Origin of the sequence: Pseudomonas marginalis, from assembly GCF_001645105.1 — a bacterium.
Classification (GTDB): Bacteria; Pseudomonadota; Gammaproteobacteria; order Pseudomonadales; family Pseudomonadaceae; genus Aquipseudomonas; species Aquipseudomonas petroselini.
Genome location: NZ_LKEG01000026.1, coordinates 359,773 through 374,923, shown reverse-complemented (window position 1 = coordinate 374,923; position 15,151 = coordinate 359,773). Strand labels below are relative to the sequence as shown.

Here is a 15,151-nt window from a genome sequence, read left to right as displayed (position 1 = left end):
GTCTTTATGAGCCGAACCATCCCAGAACCGGATCTGAATTACCTGCAAAAAGTCCTACTGGAAATGCTCGCCATTCCCAGCCCCACCGGATTTACCGACACCATCGTGCGGTATGTCGCCGAGCGCCTGGAAGAACTGGGCATCCCCTTCGAAATGACCCGGCGCGGCACCATCCGCGCCACCCTCAAGGGCCAGAAAAACAGCCCTGACCGTGCGGTCTCTGCCCACTTGGACACCATCGGCGCCGCCGTGCGTGCGATCAAGGACAACGGCCGCCTGAGCCTGGCGCCCGTAGGTTGCTGGTCGAGCCGGTTTGCCGAAGGCAGCCGCGTCAGCCTGTTTACCGATAATGGCGTGATCCGCGGCAGCGTGTTGCCGTTGATGGCCTCCGGGCACGCGTTCAACACCGCCGTGGATGAAATGCCGGTGAGTTGGGACCACGTCGAGTTGCGCCTCGACGCCTACTGCGCGACCCGTGCCGACTGCGACTCCCTGGGCATTGGTATCGGTGACTATGTGGCCTTCGACCCGCTGCCGGAATTCACCGAGAGCGGGCACATCAGCGCCCGCCACCTGGACGACAAGGCAGGCGTCGCCGCCCTGCTCGCCGCGCTCAAGGCCATCGTCGACAGTGGTGAGCCCTTGCTGATCGACTGCCACCCGCTGTTCACCATCACCGAGGAAACCGGCAGTGGCGCAGCGGCCGCCCTGCCCTGGGACGTGAGTGAATTTGTCGGCATCGATATCGCTCCGGTCGCTCCCGGCCAGCACTCCAGCGAGCATGCGGTGAGCGTGGCCATGCAGGACTCCGGCGGGCCGTATGACTATCACCTGTCCCGTCACTTGCTACGTTTGGCGTCGGACCACGAACTGCCGGTGCGCCGCGACCTGTTCCGCTATTACTTCAGCGATGCGCACTCGGCCGTGACCGCCGGGCACGACATCCGCACTGCGTTGCTGGCGTTTGGTTGCGATGCGACCCACGGCTACGAGCGCACCCATGTCGACAGCCTCGCGGCGCTGAGTCGCCTGTTGGGCGCCTACATTCTCAGCCCACCGGTGTTCGCCAGCGATGCGCAACCGGCCCAGGGCTCGCTGGATCGGTTCAGTCATCAGATCGAGCATGAGACGCAGATGGAGAGCGACACCCGCGTGCCCTCGGTGGACAGCCTGGTCGGCAATAAGTCCTGACGCTGGCAACTCTGATCCCGGCGCAGTAGGATCGCCGGGATCCATCACCCGAGGCTTGTATGCTGATTCCCTACGATGCACTTGAAGTCGACACGCTGACGCGCCTGATCGAAGACTTCGTCACCCGTGACGGCACCGACAATGGTGACGACACGCCTTTGGAGACCCGCGTGCTGCGCGTACGCCAGGCGCTCACCAAGGGGCAGGCGCTGATCGTGTTCGACCCGGACAGCGAGCAGTGCCAGTTGATGCTCAAGCACGACGTGCCCAAGCATCTGTTCGACTGAGATCAGAGATTGGGCACCGGCACCGGATGGGTCGTGGCGCCCAGCCGATCGCGGATCTTCTGGTAGACCTCGGCACGGTGTACATGCACCCCGTTCGGCGCCTCCACGCCGAATTTCACTTGGCTGCCGTTCAATTCAAGAATGTGTACGGCGATGTCATCACCGATAGAGATGACTTCGCCTACGGCGCGGCTTAAGACCAGCATGGCGGATGTCCTTATTAGCAATGAAAGGACCTCGACCATGCGCGCTCGGTGTCGGAGCATCAATGGCTTGCGACGAAATCAGGCAGGCCCTACGTACGCAGGTAAATTGCCTGACAGACCGCTACCGGATCAGGCCTTGGCAGCCTGAGCCTTGGCGCGCATCTTGTCGGCCATGCTGGTCATTTCGTCATAGAGCAACTGCGGGTTCTTCTGCTTCAACGCCCAGGCCATGCGCCCCTGTTCGTGGGGCAGGATCATGAACTCACCCGCCGCGACGCGTTGATAGATGTAATCGGCGATATCCGCCGCCGAGATCGGCGAACTCTCCAGCAGCTTGCCCACTTGGGCCTTCATCGCAGGGGTCGGTCCACGGAACGAGTCGAGCAGGTTAGTCTGGAAGAACGATGGGCAGACCACATGCACGCCGACCTCCTGTTGCTTGAGTTCCACCAGCAGGCTTTCCGACAGCGCTACCACGCCAGCCTTGGCCACGTTGTAGTTGCTCATCGCCGGACCCTGCATCAGCGCGGCCATGGACGCGATGTTGATGATACGGCCCTTGCTCTTTTCCAGCAGCGGCAGGAACGCCTTGCACCCCTTGACCACACCCATCAGGTTGATTGCGATCTGCCAGTCCCAGTCCTCCAGGGACAGTTCGGCAAAGAAGCCTCCCGAGGCGACGCCGGCATTGTTGACGATCACATCAACCCCGCCGAGCTTTACCTCGCAGGCTTGGGCGAATGCAGTGAGCTGGCTGTAGTCGCGCACGTCGCAACGCTGGACGAAGCCATCACCCCCGGCTTCACGCACCCATTTGAGGGTTTCCTGCAGGCCCGGCTCGCTGACATCCGACAAGGCCAACTGCCAACCCTCGCGGGCCCAACGCAGCGCGATTTCACGACCCAGGCCGGACCCGGCGCCAGTGATCATCATGCGATTTTGCATAGAAAGTAGCCTTGTGGTTCACGGAAGAAGTGACCGGCAGTGTAGCGAAGGTTTTTCCAGCACCCACCCACCATCAGATTGATGAATGCCCCTGGCAAACCAGCGGCTGGGTCGGAGGGTTGCGTATAGCCTAAGTTCAATATTTTTCAACTAATCGGGCGCAGTTGCGAACGCATTAAAAGAAATAAGCAAGTGTGCGAAATGCTTTAAAAAAATACTGAATTTTCCACCAGGGACACCAGTCGGAGTTGTTAAGGCGTTCGTTATTAAACTGCGGGCCTATCGTTAAATAACCGGTCTTTGCAGAAGGCCAATAAGGAAAAAACCATGAGCCTCATTCTGATCATTATCTTGATCCTCCTGCTGGTCGGTGGTCTGCCAGTGTTCCCTCACTCGCGTAACTGGGGTTATGGCCCGTCGGGCATCCTGGGTGTGGTACTGGTGGTCCTGCTGGTGCTGTTGTTGCTCGGTCGGATATAAACGCCGGGCAAAAAAAAGAGGCCTTTTAAAGGCCTCTTTTTTATTGCCGGTTAATTAATCCGGCTTGCCGTCTACCACACCGGCGGTGTTATCCAACAGGCTCTTGGTGGCCGTCTGCAGGAACGACTCGAGTTTCTGCCTCAGTGCCGCCTCGTCCGGCGATTCAGCAATCACTTTACCGGTCGGGTTGGCGCCCAGTTCGTATTCCCACAGCTTCGGTGGCATTTCCTTGGGCAGTACCAGTACACGGTCGCCGGTGAGCAATGCCACGGTCTGGTCGCTGCCCGATGGCTTGATCACGCCGAAACCTTTATCGCCTTCCGGCAGGTTCAACAGGTCACGGCCCCAGCACTGGTGCAGGGTCTCGCCGCCCAGGCGCCCCATGATGGTCGGCACGATGTCGATCTGAGTACCGACGGTATGGTTGCGCTCGCCGAACTTCTCCTGCATGCCCGGCGCGATCATCAGCATCGGCACGTTGAAGCGGCCCAGGTCCATTTCGGTGATTTGCTGCTCGTTACCGAACCCGTGGTCGCCGACGATCACGAACAGGGTTTCCTTGAAATACGGCTCTTTGCGGGCTTTCTCAAAGAACTGACCCAGGGCCCAGTCGGAGTAGCGCATCGCGGTCAAATGCTCGTCGAGGCTGCCACGGCCAGTGACTTTGTCCACCGGCAACGGGGTCGGCAAAGCGTACGGCGTGTGGTTGGACAGGGTTTGCAGCAACGCGTAGAACGGCTTGCCGCCTTCACGGGCTTTCAACTCTTCCAGGCCACGGTTGAACATGTCCTGATCGGACACGCCCCAGGTAGGGTCAGAGAATACCGGGTCGACAAAGTCGTTGCGACCGATGAAATTGGTCATGCCCTGGTTGCTGAAGAAGCCCGACTGGTTGTCCCAGGCGAAGTCGCCGTTGTAGACATACACGTCGTCAAACTTGCGTGCGCTGAGCAACTGCGGCAGGCCCGACAGCTTGTGGCTGCCTTCCGGGGTCTGCATCAGGTATTCGAAGGCCGGCAGGTTCGGGAAGCACGCCATGGTCGCGAACATACCCTGGTGGGTATGGGTGCCGTTGGAGAAGAAGCGGTCGAACAGCAGGCCTTCCTTGGACAGTTTGTCGAAGTACGGCGTGATATTGCCCGGACGACCCAGCGCCCCCACCGAGTGACCGGCGAAGCTTTCCATCAGGATCACCACGACGTTTTTGATCGGCAGGGTTTTCTCGGCCGGTGGCGTGAACTCACGGCGCACGGCGGCGGTGTCGGTATCCACCAGTTTTTCCGTCGGCAGCACCAGCATGTCGCGCACGGTCTGGGTTGCCAGCGGCTGCTCCAGCGTGGCTTTCCAGGTGTTATCCCGGTGTTCCGAGAAGCGGGCCTTGGCCGCGCCGATCAGCGACAGCGTGCCATTAAGGCCCAACTGGTTGGCGAAGTTCGAGTCGGTGGTGTACACGTCACCCCAACGCAGCGGCGGGCCCTGGCGCAGAGTGCCACGGGCGGCGACCACGGCGATCAGCAGGCAGACCACGAACACCGCGATGCGCGAGTACCACGGCGCGACCTGGCGGGTGCCGATGCTGCCACCGCTGAAGGGGCCGCGCGGGCGTGTCGCACGGTCGGCACCTTTGAACGCCATGCTGAGGATCAGCGTGCCCACGGCCCAGGCCAGCAGGTAGCGCACCACCGGGAAACCGTACCAGAGCATGCTCATCACGGTTTTCGGGTCTTCCTTCACGTACTGGAAGACCAGGCCGTTGAGGCGCTGGTGGAACTCACGGTAGAAGTCCATTTCCATCAGGCCCAGGAACAGGGCGATGCTGGACGCCACGGTCAGCCAGAAACGAAAGAACCCGCGGGCTGCCATTGCCCGTACGCTGAACAGTGCCAGCAGCAACGGAATGATCAGGTACACCACCAGACGCAGGTCCAGGCGCAGGCCGTTGGCGAACGCTTCAAGGAAGGTAGAGGCCGGCGTATCGAGGATCATCTCGCGGTTGTAGACCAGCAGCGCCAGGCGCAGCAGGGAGAACATCACCATCATGACCAGTGCGCAGAGCAGCGTGTATGCCAGATGGGATTTGACGGTCGGTTGCAGCAGGCGATTAGAAGCTCGCTGCTGACTCAGGGCGTCCGGGTTTGCCATGTCGTTTCAGGACCCATTGGAAGTTTAAGTGACGAAGTGGTGCAGTGGCGCGAATGGTGCCCGATCAATCACAGCAAGGCTATTAATTACTGAACGAGCAGCGCCGTCCCGCGTTTAAGACACCTTGAGGCAGGGCCTTGGCAGGGAGATTCAACCGGCGAATTGTCTTGGATAAGATGTGAAAATTGTGTGCAGCGAATATTTCGATACACAAATCTCAGGGGTGTGGTGAGAGGGTTCACCGGAGATCGGATGGGGCTGCTTCGCAGCCCGGCGCGGGGCAAGCCCGCTCACCACAACAAGCCCGCTCACCACAACAAGCCCGGTCACCACAGCAAGCCCGCTCAACACAACAAGCCCGGTCACCACAGCAAGCCCGCTCAACACAACAAGCGCGGTCACCACAGCGAGCCCGCGCCTACATGGATTGTGCTCACTCTAGAGCCGCACATTTCCCCGTGGCCCGGCGATCGCCCAGATGATCAGGCCCAGCACCGGCAGCAGGAGGATCAACAGGATCCACAGCACCTTTGCGCCCGTGCTCGCGCCGCTTTTGAATACGTTGATGATCGCCCAGATATCCAGCGCCAGGATGATCAGCCCGATCAAGCCATTAAAAGTGGAACCCATGGTGTTGCTCCTAAAGTGAGGGCATGCACCTTTAGGATAGCCAGCCCTGGCCGGGGTTCCGTTTTATTTCAGACGTGGACGGCAACTTTCAGCGCTTCCAGGGAGGGTTCGGCCTTGATGCCGACTTCGGCACACAGCTCGAGCACGCGCGGCAGGTCGTTACCGTAGACCAACACGGCCTGGATCTCGTCATCCAACGGTTGGCTGAAGTTGAGCAGCACATAGCCGCCGTCTTCCGGGCTGAGCGCGCTCATCTGGATCTGGATACGGTTCAGGGCCGTCAGGGCTTCGGTCTTGGCCAGTTGCTTGGGCGTGAGATTGAACGCCACGCCTGGGCCGAACGACGCGACGATCTGCGCGAACAGGTCGCCGTAGGTGTCGGCCTGGAACACCACGGTGTCCGGCAGGCTGCCAACCACGACCCACTCCCCCAACGGAATGGGGAATGTGTCGTCGTAGTTGATATCCGGGTTGGCCGCCAGAAACGCCACCGGGTCCGCGTAGGCCTGCGCCGCTTCATCGGCGATACGCGCCACCTCGTCCTCGCCCATGACGCCGGCGCTGATGTTGCTGATAAGTTCGACGAGGGCGGCTTTCATGGGGTGATCCTGTAGCGGGCTGGTTTTCGAGGGCGCAAAGCCTACACCAGTTTTTGCAATTGCGCCGCCGTATCCACCGCGCCCATGGTTTGCGCGGCGGCCAATGCCGTCGCGCCCTGAGCATCGGTGGCCTTGGGGTTGGCGCCCTGGCCGAGCAGGTAGTCGACCATTTCAACGCGATTGAACATCGCTGCCATCATCAATGCGGTACGGCCATCGGAAGAGGCCGCCTCGACCGGTGTACCGCCTTCGATCAGCGCCTTGACCACTGGCAGGTTGCCCTTGAACGCCGCACCGGCGATCGGCAATTGGTTCTTGTCATTGGCGATCAACGGATCGGCCTTGAATTCCAGCAGCACTTTTACCGCCTCGGCATGGCCGTGGTAGGCCGCGAGCATCAGCAAGGTGTCGCCATTGTGGTTACGAAAGTTGGCCGGCAAGCCTTTGGCCAGCAACGCGGCGAGCATGGCGGCGTCGCCTTTGCGGGCAACGTCAAACACCTGCTCGGCAAATTCTGCGGCTTCGTCGTCGGTCATCTGTTTGGCTTGGTCTGACATGTGGGACGGCTCCGTGTGTGGTCCTTTATAGGCGCCCAGTGTCGCGATGGAGTTCCCACCTGTCATGGCTTTTTTGTCAAAAGCCCCCATAGGCATATTCAATAGCGCTGCCTTTAATAACGAAAGTGCCCACCCTGAATCTGCGCCAACAACTGGCCGGTCACTGGCACGTAGCAGTCCGACCCCGGCAGCCAGGCGTAGACCGGATCATTGCCCGCCTTGTCCGGGTCGAACGCTTCCTCCTTGAGCCGTACCTTCTGGTACTTGAAGGTCCCCGTGGTTTCCATCTTCACCTTGATCCGCAGAAACAGCGGCACCGCGTAGTGCGGCAACTGACCGTGGGCAAATTGCAGCAACTCACGCATGTCCAGCGCGGCCAGGGATTCGCTCGGGGTGATGGCAACCATCCCGGCGCGACCATTGGTGTTTTCGATTTCCACCCCATAGGCCACTGCTTCGGCGATCTGCGGGTGCTGCAACAGGACGTTTTCCACTTCGGTGGTAGAGACGTTTTCGCCCTTCCAGCGGTAGGTATCCCCCAAGCGGTCGACAAATTGCGCGTGGCCGAAGCCAATACTGCGCATCAGATCGCCGGTGTTGAAATAGCGGTCGCCCTTCTCAAACACGTCAATGAGGATCACCTTGCGGTTTTTTTCCGGGTCGGTGTAGCCGTCATAAGGGGATTTTTCATCGATTCTCGCCAACAACAGCCCCTGCCCGCCCTTCTTCACTTTATGCATGAAACCATCGCTGCCACGCAGCGGCTCACCGGTGTCGTGGCCGTAGTCCACCAGCGCCCAGTGCTGCAGGCAAAAGCCGACGGTGTTGTCAAAATTCAATACGTTGGTGAAGCCGATATTGCCGTCGCTGGCGGCATACAACTCGCACACATGCTCGACGCCATAACGCGCCTTGAACTGCGCCCACACGCCAGGACGCAAGCCATTGCCGACCATCTTGGTCGCGCGGTGATCACGGTCGTTTTCGCTGGCTGGCTGATCGAGCAAGTACCGGCACAACTCGCCGACATAACCGAGGGTGGTCGCCTCGAATCTGCGGACATCGCCCCAGAACTGACTGGCACTGAATTTACGCCGAATGGCGAAGCCCGACGCCCCGACCACTGCCGAGCCCCAGCACACGCACAGGCCGGTGGCATGGTAGAGCGGCAAGGTGCAATAGAGGACGTCGTCCGGCCCCATGTCCAGGGCAATGCGGCCGAAGCTGATGGCGGTCTTGGTCCAGCGGCCATGTTTCATGATGCCGGCCTTGGGCAATCCCGTCGTGCCGGAAGTGTAGATATAGAAGCAGGGATCGTTAAAGAAGATCTGCGCTGCGCTGGCGAGGTTCTCCACCGAACATTCAGCGCTGGCGGCCATCAGGTCGCTGTACCCCTCGGGCACCGCCGCGCCCTGCTGCTCGGCGACGAACCAGCTGCGCTGCGCAGGGATCGCCACTTGATCGCGCACCGCCTCATAGGCGGCCACCAATTCCGCCCCCACCACAATCGCCGCCGGGCTCACCAGCGTCAGGCTGTGCACCAGCGCCCCGTGGGTTTGCGCGGTATTGAGCATGGCGCAGACACCGCCCAGTTTGGCCACGGCCAGCACGCTCAACAATAATTCGGGACGGTTTTCGATAAACATCGCCACCACATCGCCCTTGCCGATGCCTTTTTCTTGCAGGTGGCGGGCGATGCGATTGGCCTGCTGGTTGGCTTCGGTGTAACTGATCACACGGTCGCCATACAGCAAGGCGGTTCCCTGCGGGTTACGCAGGGTGGCTTGTTCGAAGTGCCAGCCCAGTCCGCAGGGCTGCTCGGGGTCGGTGACATTGGCAGCACGCATCCCTCGCACCACGCGCGGCAAGGCACGCACAATCGCGGGTACCTTACGCAGCATCATGCGCCAGGTGATCATGTCATTTTGCGAGTGGCTCATGGAGGAACGTCCTTTTTCTTATTCTTCGAATGATCCTGTAACACCCGTGCGCCCATAGGCGAGAGACCGAGTGCCTTGCAGGAAAATACGTCAGCCCTTCTTCGGCTGTACACGCGGGATTTGAAAAGTTTTGTATCCCAAGGGGCGACCGCTGATAAAAGGAATTTCGCGGTGCTGGCGCAGTCATTTAAGAATGAGGCGCGCCCACTCAACCCGGCTGAGCCACGCAAAATGCAGGATGCATGATGGCCATTCATGCAAATTGCACGAAATCGAAAATTTGCTATTTTTTTAAGTGATTGTTTTATAACGATATTTTAGCTAACCGCTAGATGGCACAATCACTGCACCTATCACTCCATGCTTGCCAACTTGAGCCAACGGAGCTGATAGACATGAGCCTGATCCAAGATAAATTCGCTTCAGTATTCTCCAACTACGACGTCACCACCCAGCCTCGCCCAGACGGCGGTATCCTGCTGACGCTGCGCAACAGCGAAGGTAAACAGGTCAAGCGTTCGATCTCCTATCAGCAGTTGCACACTGCCGATCAGCTGACCTGGGTGATCAGCGCCATTCGCCGCGACCTGGCGGAACAAGCCAGCGAGCTGCCACAGATTTCCATGCTGCAAAGCCAGAACCGCTTTGCCCTGCCGACTTATCATTCGGCTTAAATGCCAGGCAGTAAAAAGGGCCGTGACACCGTTGAGTGTCGCGGCCCTTTTTTTGCCTTCAGCAAAGTCCCTGACGCGCCGCTTCGTTCATCGCCTGCACGCGGTTACTGACTTCCAGCTTGCCGTAGATATTGCGCAGGTGAAATTTCACCGTGGCTTCGGACGTGGTGCGAATCTGGCTGATCTCCCAGACGGTCTTGCCTTCCGAGGCCCAGCGCAGGATCTCTAACTCCGCCGGGGTCAGCGGTTTTCCCGCCAGGTTCAGACGTCGTCTGACCGCATTGGGCACCGTATACGGTGGTATCAATAATTCCGTTGGGGCGCTCATTCAATCCTCTCCTTATTTTCTGTCTCTGCCGCGCCACATTCGGATTCCTCCTATTGACAGGCGACATAAACGTTGATGCCGGAGAGAGTTACATAACGAGTGGTATTAAGGCGCAGGGCCCAGAATAAACAGCCGAGCCTTACAGAAGTTTAAGTTTCTTCCCACAGCAACTTCCAACCTATAGGGATTGTAGTTTCTGATAAGTCGCGGTTAGTCGTCTAAGCCAGGGAAGTGCCGGGCGATAGTGTCGCCCGTCAATAGGGGCACCTGCCCTTGTGCGGTATTGAAACACCGCAAGGCAACACAATGCGGGTTCTCGCCCATATCGAACCAGTGCTTGATACCGGCCGGGATCACCAACAGGTCATTTTTCTCACAGCGCACGGCGTACACGTAGTCGCCAATGTGCAGGGAAAACAAACCCTGCCCCGCGATGAAAAAACGCACCTCATCTTCGCTGTAGCAGCGTTCGTCAAGAAACTGCGCGCGCAGTTCAGCCTTCTGCGGGTGATCGCCGGTCACGCGTACCACCTCAATAGCCTCGTAGCCGAGGGCATCAATATGCATCTGGTACGCCGCAATCATTTCAGCGTCACTGGCCCCTTGCCCTATCGGGCTCGGCTGCCAGCGTTCAAAGCGCACGCCGTGCTCCGCCAGGGTCGCGGCGATATCGTCAAAATGGGTCAGGACCTTGTTCGGCGTGTCCGGTGAAGCGGCGGAGTAAACGGCGACATAGCTCATTGAAGGGTTCCTTGGTTCTGCTCTTGCAATCGAAGACCGATGATAGCGGCAGCGGCCAGGGCCGCGACGCTGGCGATGCTGAAGGTCAGGGTCGGCCCCAACAGGTTCCAGCTGTAACCGGAATAAAGGGCACCCAGCGCACCGCCGGTACCCGCCAAGGCGGCGTACAACGCCTGGCCCTGGCCTTGTTGCTTATCGCCAAAACTGCGTTGCACGAAGGCAATCGCCGCGGCATGGAAACTGCCGAAAGTGGCGGCGTGCATCACCTGCGCCACTAACAGCACCCAGAAAAACTCGGCAAACGAGCCCAACAGCAACCAACGCAGCGCCGCCAACAGGAAACTGGCCAGCAGCACCCGGCGCACCGAAAAGCGCGAGAGGATGCGGCTCATCGCCAGGAACATCAGCACTTCCGCCACCACGCCCAAGGCCCACAGCAGGCCGATTACGCCACGGGTGTAGCCCAGGTGTTCGAGGTGCAGGGTCAGAAAGGTGTAATACGGGCCATGGCTCATTTGCATCAACGCCACACAGGCATAAAACGCCAGCACGCCAGGGCTGCGCAATTGTTTCAGGAAGCCATCGCCAGCCAGGCGATTGCCGTGGGTGGTGGGCTGCGCATTCGGCACCCACAGGCTGGCGCCAATGATGCCGGCCATGATCACCACGACGACGACCGGGTAGATGTCCAGGCTCAGCCAGTCGAACAGGCGGCCCATAATTACCACGGTGAGGATGAAACCGATGGAGCCCCACAGGCGGACCTGGCTGTAGCGGGAGGTCTGTTTTTGCAGGTGCGCGAGGGTGATCACTTCAAACTGCGGCAACACCGCATGCCAGAAGAACGCATGCAAAGCCATCACCAGGGCCAGCCAGGCGTAGGTGTGGCTGATGAAGATCAGCGAAAAACTTGCCAGGGTGCACACCGCGCCAAAGCGTACGATCGCCAGGCGCCGACCGGTGTAGTCGCCCAGCCAGCCCCACAGGTTGGGCGCCACGCAGCGCATCAGCATGGGGATGGCCACCAGCTCGCCGATGCGCGCGCTGGAGAACCCCAGGTGATCGAAGTACAGCGCCAGGAAAGGCGCGGTCGCCCCGAGGAGGGCGAAGTAGAAGAGGTAGAAGCTGGAGAGGCGCCAGTATGGGAGAGCGGGTGTCATACCTGGGGCTGCTTCGCAGCCCGGCGCGAGCAAGCTCGCTCACTACAACGACAGCACGCGCGCCTGCCATGACAGGCTGTCACAGCTGGCCCAATACCGGCGTACTCACGCGTACATCGGCGTTTTGCCCACGGTTGCGCAGCAGGTGGTCCATCAGCACGATGGCCATCATTGCTTCGGCAATCGGCGTGGCACGGATGCCGACGCACGGGTCGTGGCGGCCCTTGGTGATCACGTCTACCGGGTTGCCGTGCACATCGATCGAACGGCCCGGCGTGGTGATGCTGGACGTCGCCTTGAGCGCCAGGTGCGCCACGATCGGCTGGCCGGAGGAAATACCGCCGAGGATGCCGCCTGCGTTGTTGCTGAGAAAACCTTCCGGGGTCAGCTCATCGCGGTGCTCGGTGCCGCGCTGGGACACGCAGGCAAAGCCGGCGCCGATCTCTACACCCTTGACCGCGTTGATGCTCATCAGCGCGTGAGCCAGTTCAGCGTCGAGGCGGTCGAAGATAGGCTCGCCCAGGCCGGGTTTAACGCCTTCGGCCACCACCGTGATTCGGGCACCGACGGAATCCTGGTCGCGGCGCAGCTGGTCCATATAGGCCTCAAGCTCCGGTACTTTGTCCGGGTCGGGGCTGAAGAAAGCATTGTCTTCGACGCTGTCCCAGGTCTTGAACGGGATTTCGATCGGGCCCAACTGGCTCATGTAGCCGCGAATAATGATGCCCTGGGTGGCCAAGTATTTCTTGGCGATGGCACCCGCGGCCACACGCATGGCCGTTTCGCGGGCCGAGCTGCGGCCGCCGCCACGGTAGTCGCGTTCACCGTATTTATGGTGGTAGGTGTAGTCGGCGTGAGCCGGGCGGAACAGGTCCTTGATCGCCGAGTAGTCCTTGGACTTCTGGTCGGTGTTGCGAATCAGCAGGCCGATGGCGCAACCGGTGGTGCGGCCTTCGAACACGCCAGAGAGAATTTCGACTTCGTCGGGTTCCTGGCGTTGGGTGGTGTGGCGGCTGGTGCCGGGCTTGCGGCGGTCGAGGTCACGCTGCAAGTCCTCCAGGGACAGCTCGAGGCCGGGCGGGCAGCCGTCGACAATGGCGACCAACGCCGGGCCATGGCTTTCGCCCGCGGTGGTGACAGTGAACAGCTTGCCGAAGGTATTGCCGGACATGCAGGGCGCTCCGTGAAATCAGTTGAATCAAGTCAACCGTAATAACTTAAGGCGGCCAGTATACGCAGGCTAACCGACTAGTTCATCCTCGAAACCTTACCGGTAGACCTTGGTCCAACCGGCACCTTCCTCATGATGGCGCGATGATGCTTCGAGTTCTGCTTTTGACCCTCACTCTGTTTTCCAGCCTTGGCTTCGCCGCCTCCCCTGTCGTGCTGCAACGGCCCATCAGCCTGGACACCGGCAGTGGCGAGCTGTTTGGCTCGCTGTTGCTGCCCCAGTCGGACACCCCCGTGCCGGTGGTGCTGATCATCGCCGGTTCCGGCCCCACCGACCGCAATGGCAACAGCGCCGACGGCGCGCGCAACGACAGCCTCAAGCGCCTGGCCTGGGTACTGGCGCGGCATAACATCGCCAGCGTGCGCTACGACAAGCGCGGGGTGGCCGCGAGCCTGGCCGCCACGCCGGATGAACGCAACCTGACCCTGGACGCCTATGTGGCCGATGCAGTGGCCTGGGGCAAACTGCTCAAGGCCGACAAACGCATGGGCCCGCTGATTGTGCTGGGCCATAGCGAAGGCGCCCTGGTGGCCGCCCTTGCCGCGCCGCAACTTGATCCGGCAGGCGTTATTTCATTGTCCGGCAGCGCTCGCCCCGTGGACCAGGTGATCCGCCAGCAACTGGCCGATCACTTGCCCCCGGCCCTGTTGCTGCGCAGTAATGAGATCCTCGATCACCTCAAGGCCGGGCAGGTGGATGCCGATGTGCCTGGCCCGCTGGAAGGTATTTTCCGACCCAGTGTGCAGCCCTACCTGATCAGCCTGTTTCGCGCCGATCCCTCGGCAGCCTTCGCCAAGCTGCGTATGCCCGCGCTGATCATCCAGGGCACCAACGACATCCAGGTGGGCGTCGGCGACGCCCAGCAGCTGAAAAAAGCCAAGCCCGACGCCCAGTTGACGGTGATCGAAGGCATGAACCACGTGATGCGCATCGTGCCCAACGACGTAAAGCAACAATTGGCCTCCTACAATGACCCGCAACTTCCTCTCGCCGCCGAGCTGGGCAGTCGCCTGGTGCGCTTTATCGACGGACTTCAGCCCCGTTAAACGACAAATTGCCTCCAGTCCTGACAAAAATGGCCGATAAGCCCAGGGTCGACAGTAAAAAGACTGTCGACTGGCTGGGTTTGGACAGGATCGCACGCATGACAACCACTGAAGCAACACCGGAACCGACTGCCGAGAGCCCGGCTGAAAAAACCGAGGCCGTCGACACGGCGCCCCTGCCGTGGGCGGAGGTTCAGGCCGAGCATTTCAAGATGCTGCGGTTGGCGCCCCTGGCCATCGACCGCGCCACCGGCGTGCGGCCGTTGCGGTTCGTGCAGTTCGGCTATGCCGAGCGCAATGACAAACACCACAGCCTGTTGCGCATGGTCATCCAACTGCCGGGCCAGCGGGTGCGCCGTGAGCAGAACCACCTGGACATTTGGGTCGATCACGACAAACACCGCGTGCACTTCGGCCCCGGCAACAGCCTGGAAATCGAACCGGCCAACCGAGGCATCGGGCGCTTCCTGGTCGCTCAAGGCGCCGCCTGGGCGAAGAAGAAGTGGTCACATTACCGCGTCGACGGTGTCGACCTGGCCAACAAAGACGCGTTGAACGAAGCCACCCGCCTGCGCCGCGATCATTTCCTGCGTGTCCAGGGTTTTGATGTGGCCTACGCCGATGTGCAGCACCTGAAGGGCAACGTGCAGCCCGGCAAGGTCAGCGATGTGCTGGATAGCTGGAACACCGAAAAAGTGCAGTTCGTGGAGATTCTCGAAGCGGCGCAGATGCTGCAACAGGCCGAGCAGAACCTGATGGAGCAGGAAGTGAAGCTGCGCAAGGAAGAGGAAAAGGTCACCAAGTTCAAGCGTGAAGACAGCGGGCTGCGCTTTACCATCACGTGCCTGGTGGCGTTCACGGTGTTTCAGGCCGGGCTGTTGATCTGGATTGCCACGCACCGGTAAGTCGGTGGGAGGGGGCTTGCTCCCGATGATGGCGTGTCAGTCACCGAATGCAGTGACGGATGCACCGCTATCGGGAGCAAGCCCCCTCC

17 protein-coding genes are annotated in these 15,151 nt (G+C 60.5%); 6 read left to right on the top strand and 11 right to left on the bottom strand.

The window, feature by feature from the left end:
• Positions 1-6 precede the first annotated feature (6 nt).
• Both AO064_RS06675 and AO064_RS06670 read left to right on the top strand, forming a co-directional pair.
• Positions 7-1,191, top strand: a complete 1,185-nt coding sequence (locus AO064_RS06675) for an osmoprotectant NAGGN system M42 family peptidase (protein ID WP_064052771.1) — start codon at positions 7-9, stop codon at positions 1,189-1,191.
• A gap of 59 nt (positions 1,192-1,250) precedes the next feature.
• Positions 1,251-1,478 (top strand): YheU family protein, encoded by a 228-nt coding sequence (locus AO064_RS06670; protein WP_003236706.1) that lies wholly within the window; start codon positions 1,251-1,253, stop codon positions 1,476-1,478.
• 2 nt (positions 1,479-1,480) lie between these two features.
• On the opposite strand, the gene csrA is transcribed toward AO064_RS06670, so the two are convergent.
• Together csrA and AO064_RS06660 are read right to left on the bottom strand one after the other, a co-directional pair.
• Entirely contained in the window at positions 1,481-1,684 is a 204-nt protein-coding gene (csrA, locus tag AO064_RS06665; RefSeq protein WP_015885093.1) for a carbon storage regulator CsrA, read from the bottom strand.
• Positions 1,685-1,813: 129 nt separating this feature from the next.
• The gene (locus tag AO064_RS06660; RefSeq protein ID WP_064052770.1) at positions 1,814-2,629 is read right to left on the bottom strand and encodes an SDR family oxidoreductase; all 816 of its coding nucleotides are present in this window, start codon (positions 2,627-2,629) and stop codon (positions 1,814-1,816) included.
• Between the two features lie 327 nt (positions 2,630-2,956).
• Between AO064_RS06660 and AO064_RS29870 the strand changes: the two genes are divergently transcribed.
• Positions 2,957-3,109: a DUF3309 family protein gene (locus AO064_RS29870; protein WP_015885095.1), complete on the top strand. Its 153-nt coding sequence runs from the start codon at positions 2,957-2,959 to the stop codon at positions 3,107-3,109.
• 54 nt (positions 3,110-3,163) lie between these two features.
• On the opposite strand, the gene AO064_RS06655 is transcribed toward AO064_RS29870, so the two are convergent.
• The 5 genes from AO064_RS06655 to AO064_RS06635 form a co-directional block, all read right to left on the bottom strand.
• Entirely contained in the window at positions 3,164-5,251 is a 2,088-nt protein-coding gene (locus tag AO064_RS06655; RefSeq protein WP_064052769.1) for an LTA synthase family protein, read from the bottom strand.
• 438 nt (positions 5,252-5,689) lie between these two features.
• Complete coding sequence (locus AO064_RS06650) at positions 5,690-5,881, bottom strand: PLDc N-terminal domain-containing protein (protein ID WP_015885097.1); 192 nt, start codon at positions 5,879-5,881, stop codon at positions 5,690-5,692.
• A 68-nt stretch (positions 5,882-5,949) separates the two neighbouring features.
• Positions 5,950-6,480, bottom strand: a complete 531-nt coding sequence (locus AO064_RS06645; RefSeq protein ID WP_015885098.1) for a hypothetical protein — start codon at positions 6,478-6,480, stop codon at positions 5,950-5,952.
• A 41-nt stretch (positions 6,481-6,521) separates the two neighbouring features.
• Positions 6,522-7,037 carry an ankyrin repeat domain-containing protein gene (locus tag AO064_RS06640; protein ID WP_015885099.1) on the bottom strand — a complete coding sequence of 172 codons (516 nt, stop codon included), beginning with the start codon at positions 7,035-7,037 and terminating at the stop codon, positions 6,522-6,524.
• A 113-nt stretch (positions 7,038-7,150) separates the two neighbouring features.
• A complete protein-coding gene (locus AO064_RS06635) occupies positions 7,151-8,977 on the bottom strand; it encodes a long-chain-acyl-CoA synthetase (protein ID WP_064052768.1) in 1,827 nt (608 codons plus the stop codon).
• A gap of 395 nt (positions 8,978-9,372) precedes the next feature.
• Here AO064_RS06635 and AO064_RS06630 point away from each other — a divergent pair, with 395 nt between their 5' ends.
• Positions 9,373-9,651 carry a DUF3509 domain-containing protein gene (locus AO064_RS06630; protein WP_003172952.1) on the top strand — a complete coding sequence of 93 codons (279 nt, stop codon included), beginning with the start codon at positions 9,373-9,375 and terminating at the stop codon, positions 9,649-9,651.
• Positions 9,652-9,709: 58 nt separating this feature from the next.
• On the opposite strand, the gene AO064_RS06625 is transcribed toward AO064_RS06630, so the two are convergent.
• From AO064_RS06625 to aroC, 4 genes are all read right to left on the bottom strand, one after another.
• A complete protein-coding gene (locus AO064_RS06625; RefSeq protein ID WP_015885101.1) occupies positions 9,710-9,979 on the bottom strand; it encodes a response regulator transcription factor in 270 nt (89 codons plus the stop codon).
• Positions 9,980-10,189: 210 nt separating this feature from the next.
• On the bottom strand, positions 10,190-10,720 hold the full coding sequence (locus AO064_RS06620) for a 1,2-dihydroxy-3-keto-5-methylthiopentene dioxygenase (RefSeq protein ID WP_064052767.1): 531 nt from the start codon (positions 10,718-10,720) through the stop codon (positions 10,190-10,192).
• Positions 10,717-11,880 carry an MFS transporter gene (locus AO064_RS06615; protein WP_064052766.1) on the bottom strand — a complete coding sequence of 388 codons (1,164 nt, stop codon included), beginning with the start codon at positions 11,878-11,880 and terminating at the stop codon, positions 10,717-10,719. Before AO064_RS06615 ends, AO064_RS06620 begins: the two co-directional genes overlap by 4 nt.
• A gap of 79 nt (positions 11,881-11,959) precedes the next feature.
• A complete protein-coding gene (gene aroC, locus AO064_RS06610; RefSeq protein ID WP_064052765.1) occupies positions 11,960-13,051 on the bottom strand; it encodes a chorismate synthase in 1,092 nt (363 codons plus the stop codon).
• A gap of 143 nt (positions 13,052-13,194) precedes the next feature.
• Here aroC and AO064_RS06605 point away from each other — a divergent pair, with 143 nt between their 5' ends.
• Positions 13,195-14,157, top strand: coding sequence for an alpha/beta hydrolase (locus AO064_RS06605; RefSeq protein WP_064052764.1), 963 nt, complete (start codon positions 13,195-13,197; stop codon positions 14,155-14,157).
• A gap of 98 nt (positions 14,158-14,255) precedes the next feature.
• Positions 14,256-15,062, top strand: a complete 807-nt coding sequence (locus AO064_RS06600) for a hypothetical protein (protein ID WP_015885106.1) — start codon at positions 14,256-14,258, stop codon at positions 15,060-15,062.
• Positions 15,063-15,151 lie beyond the last annotated feature (89 nt).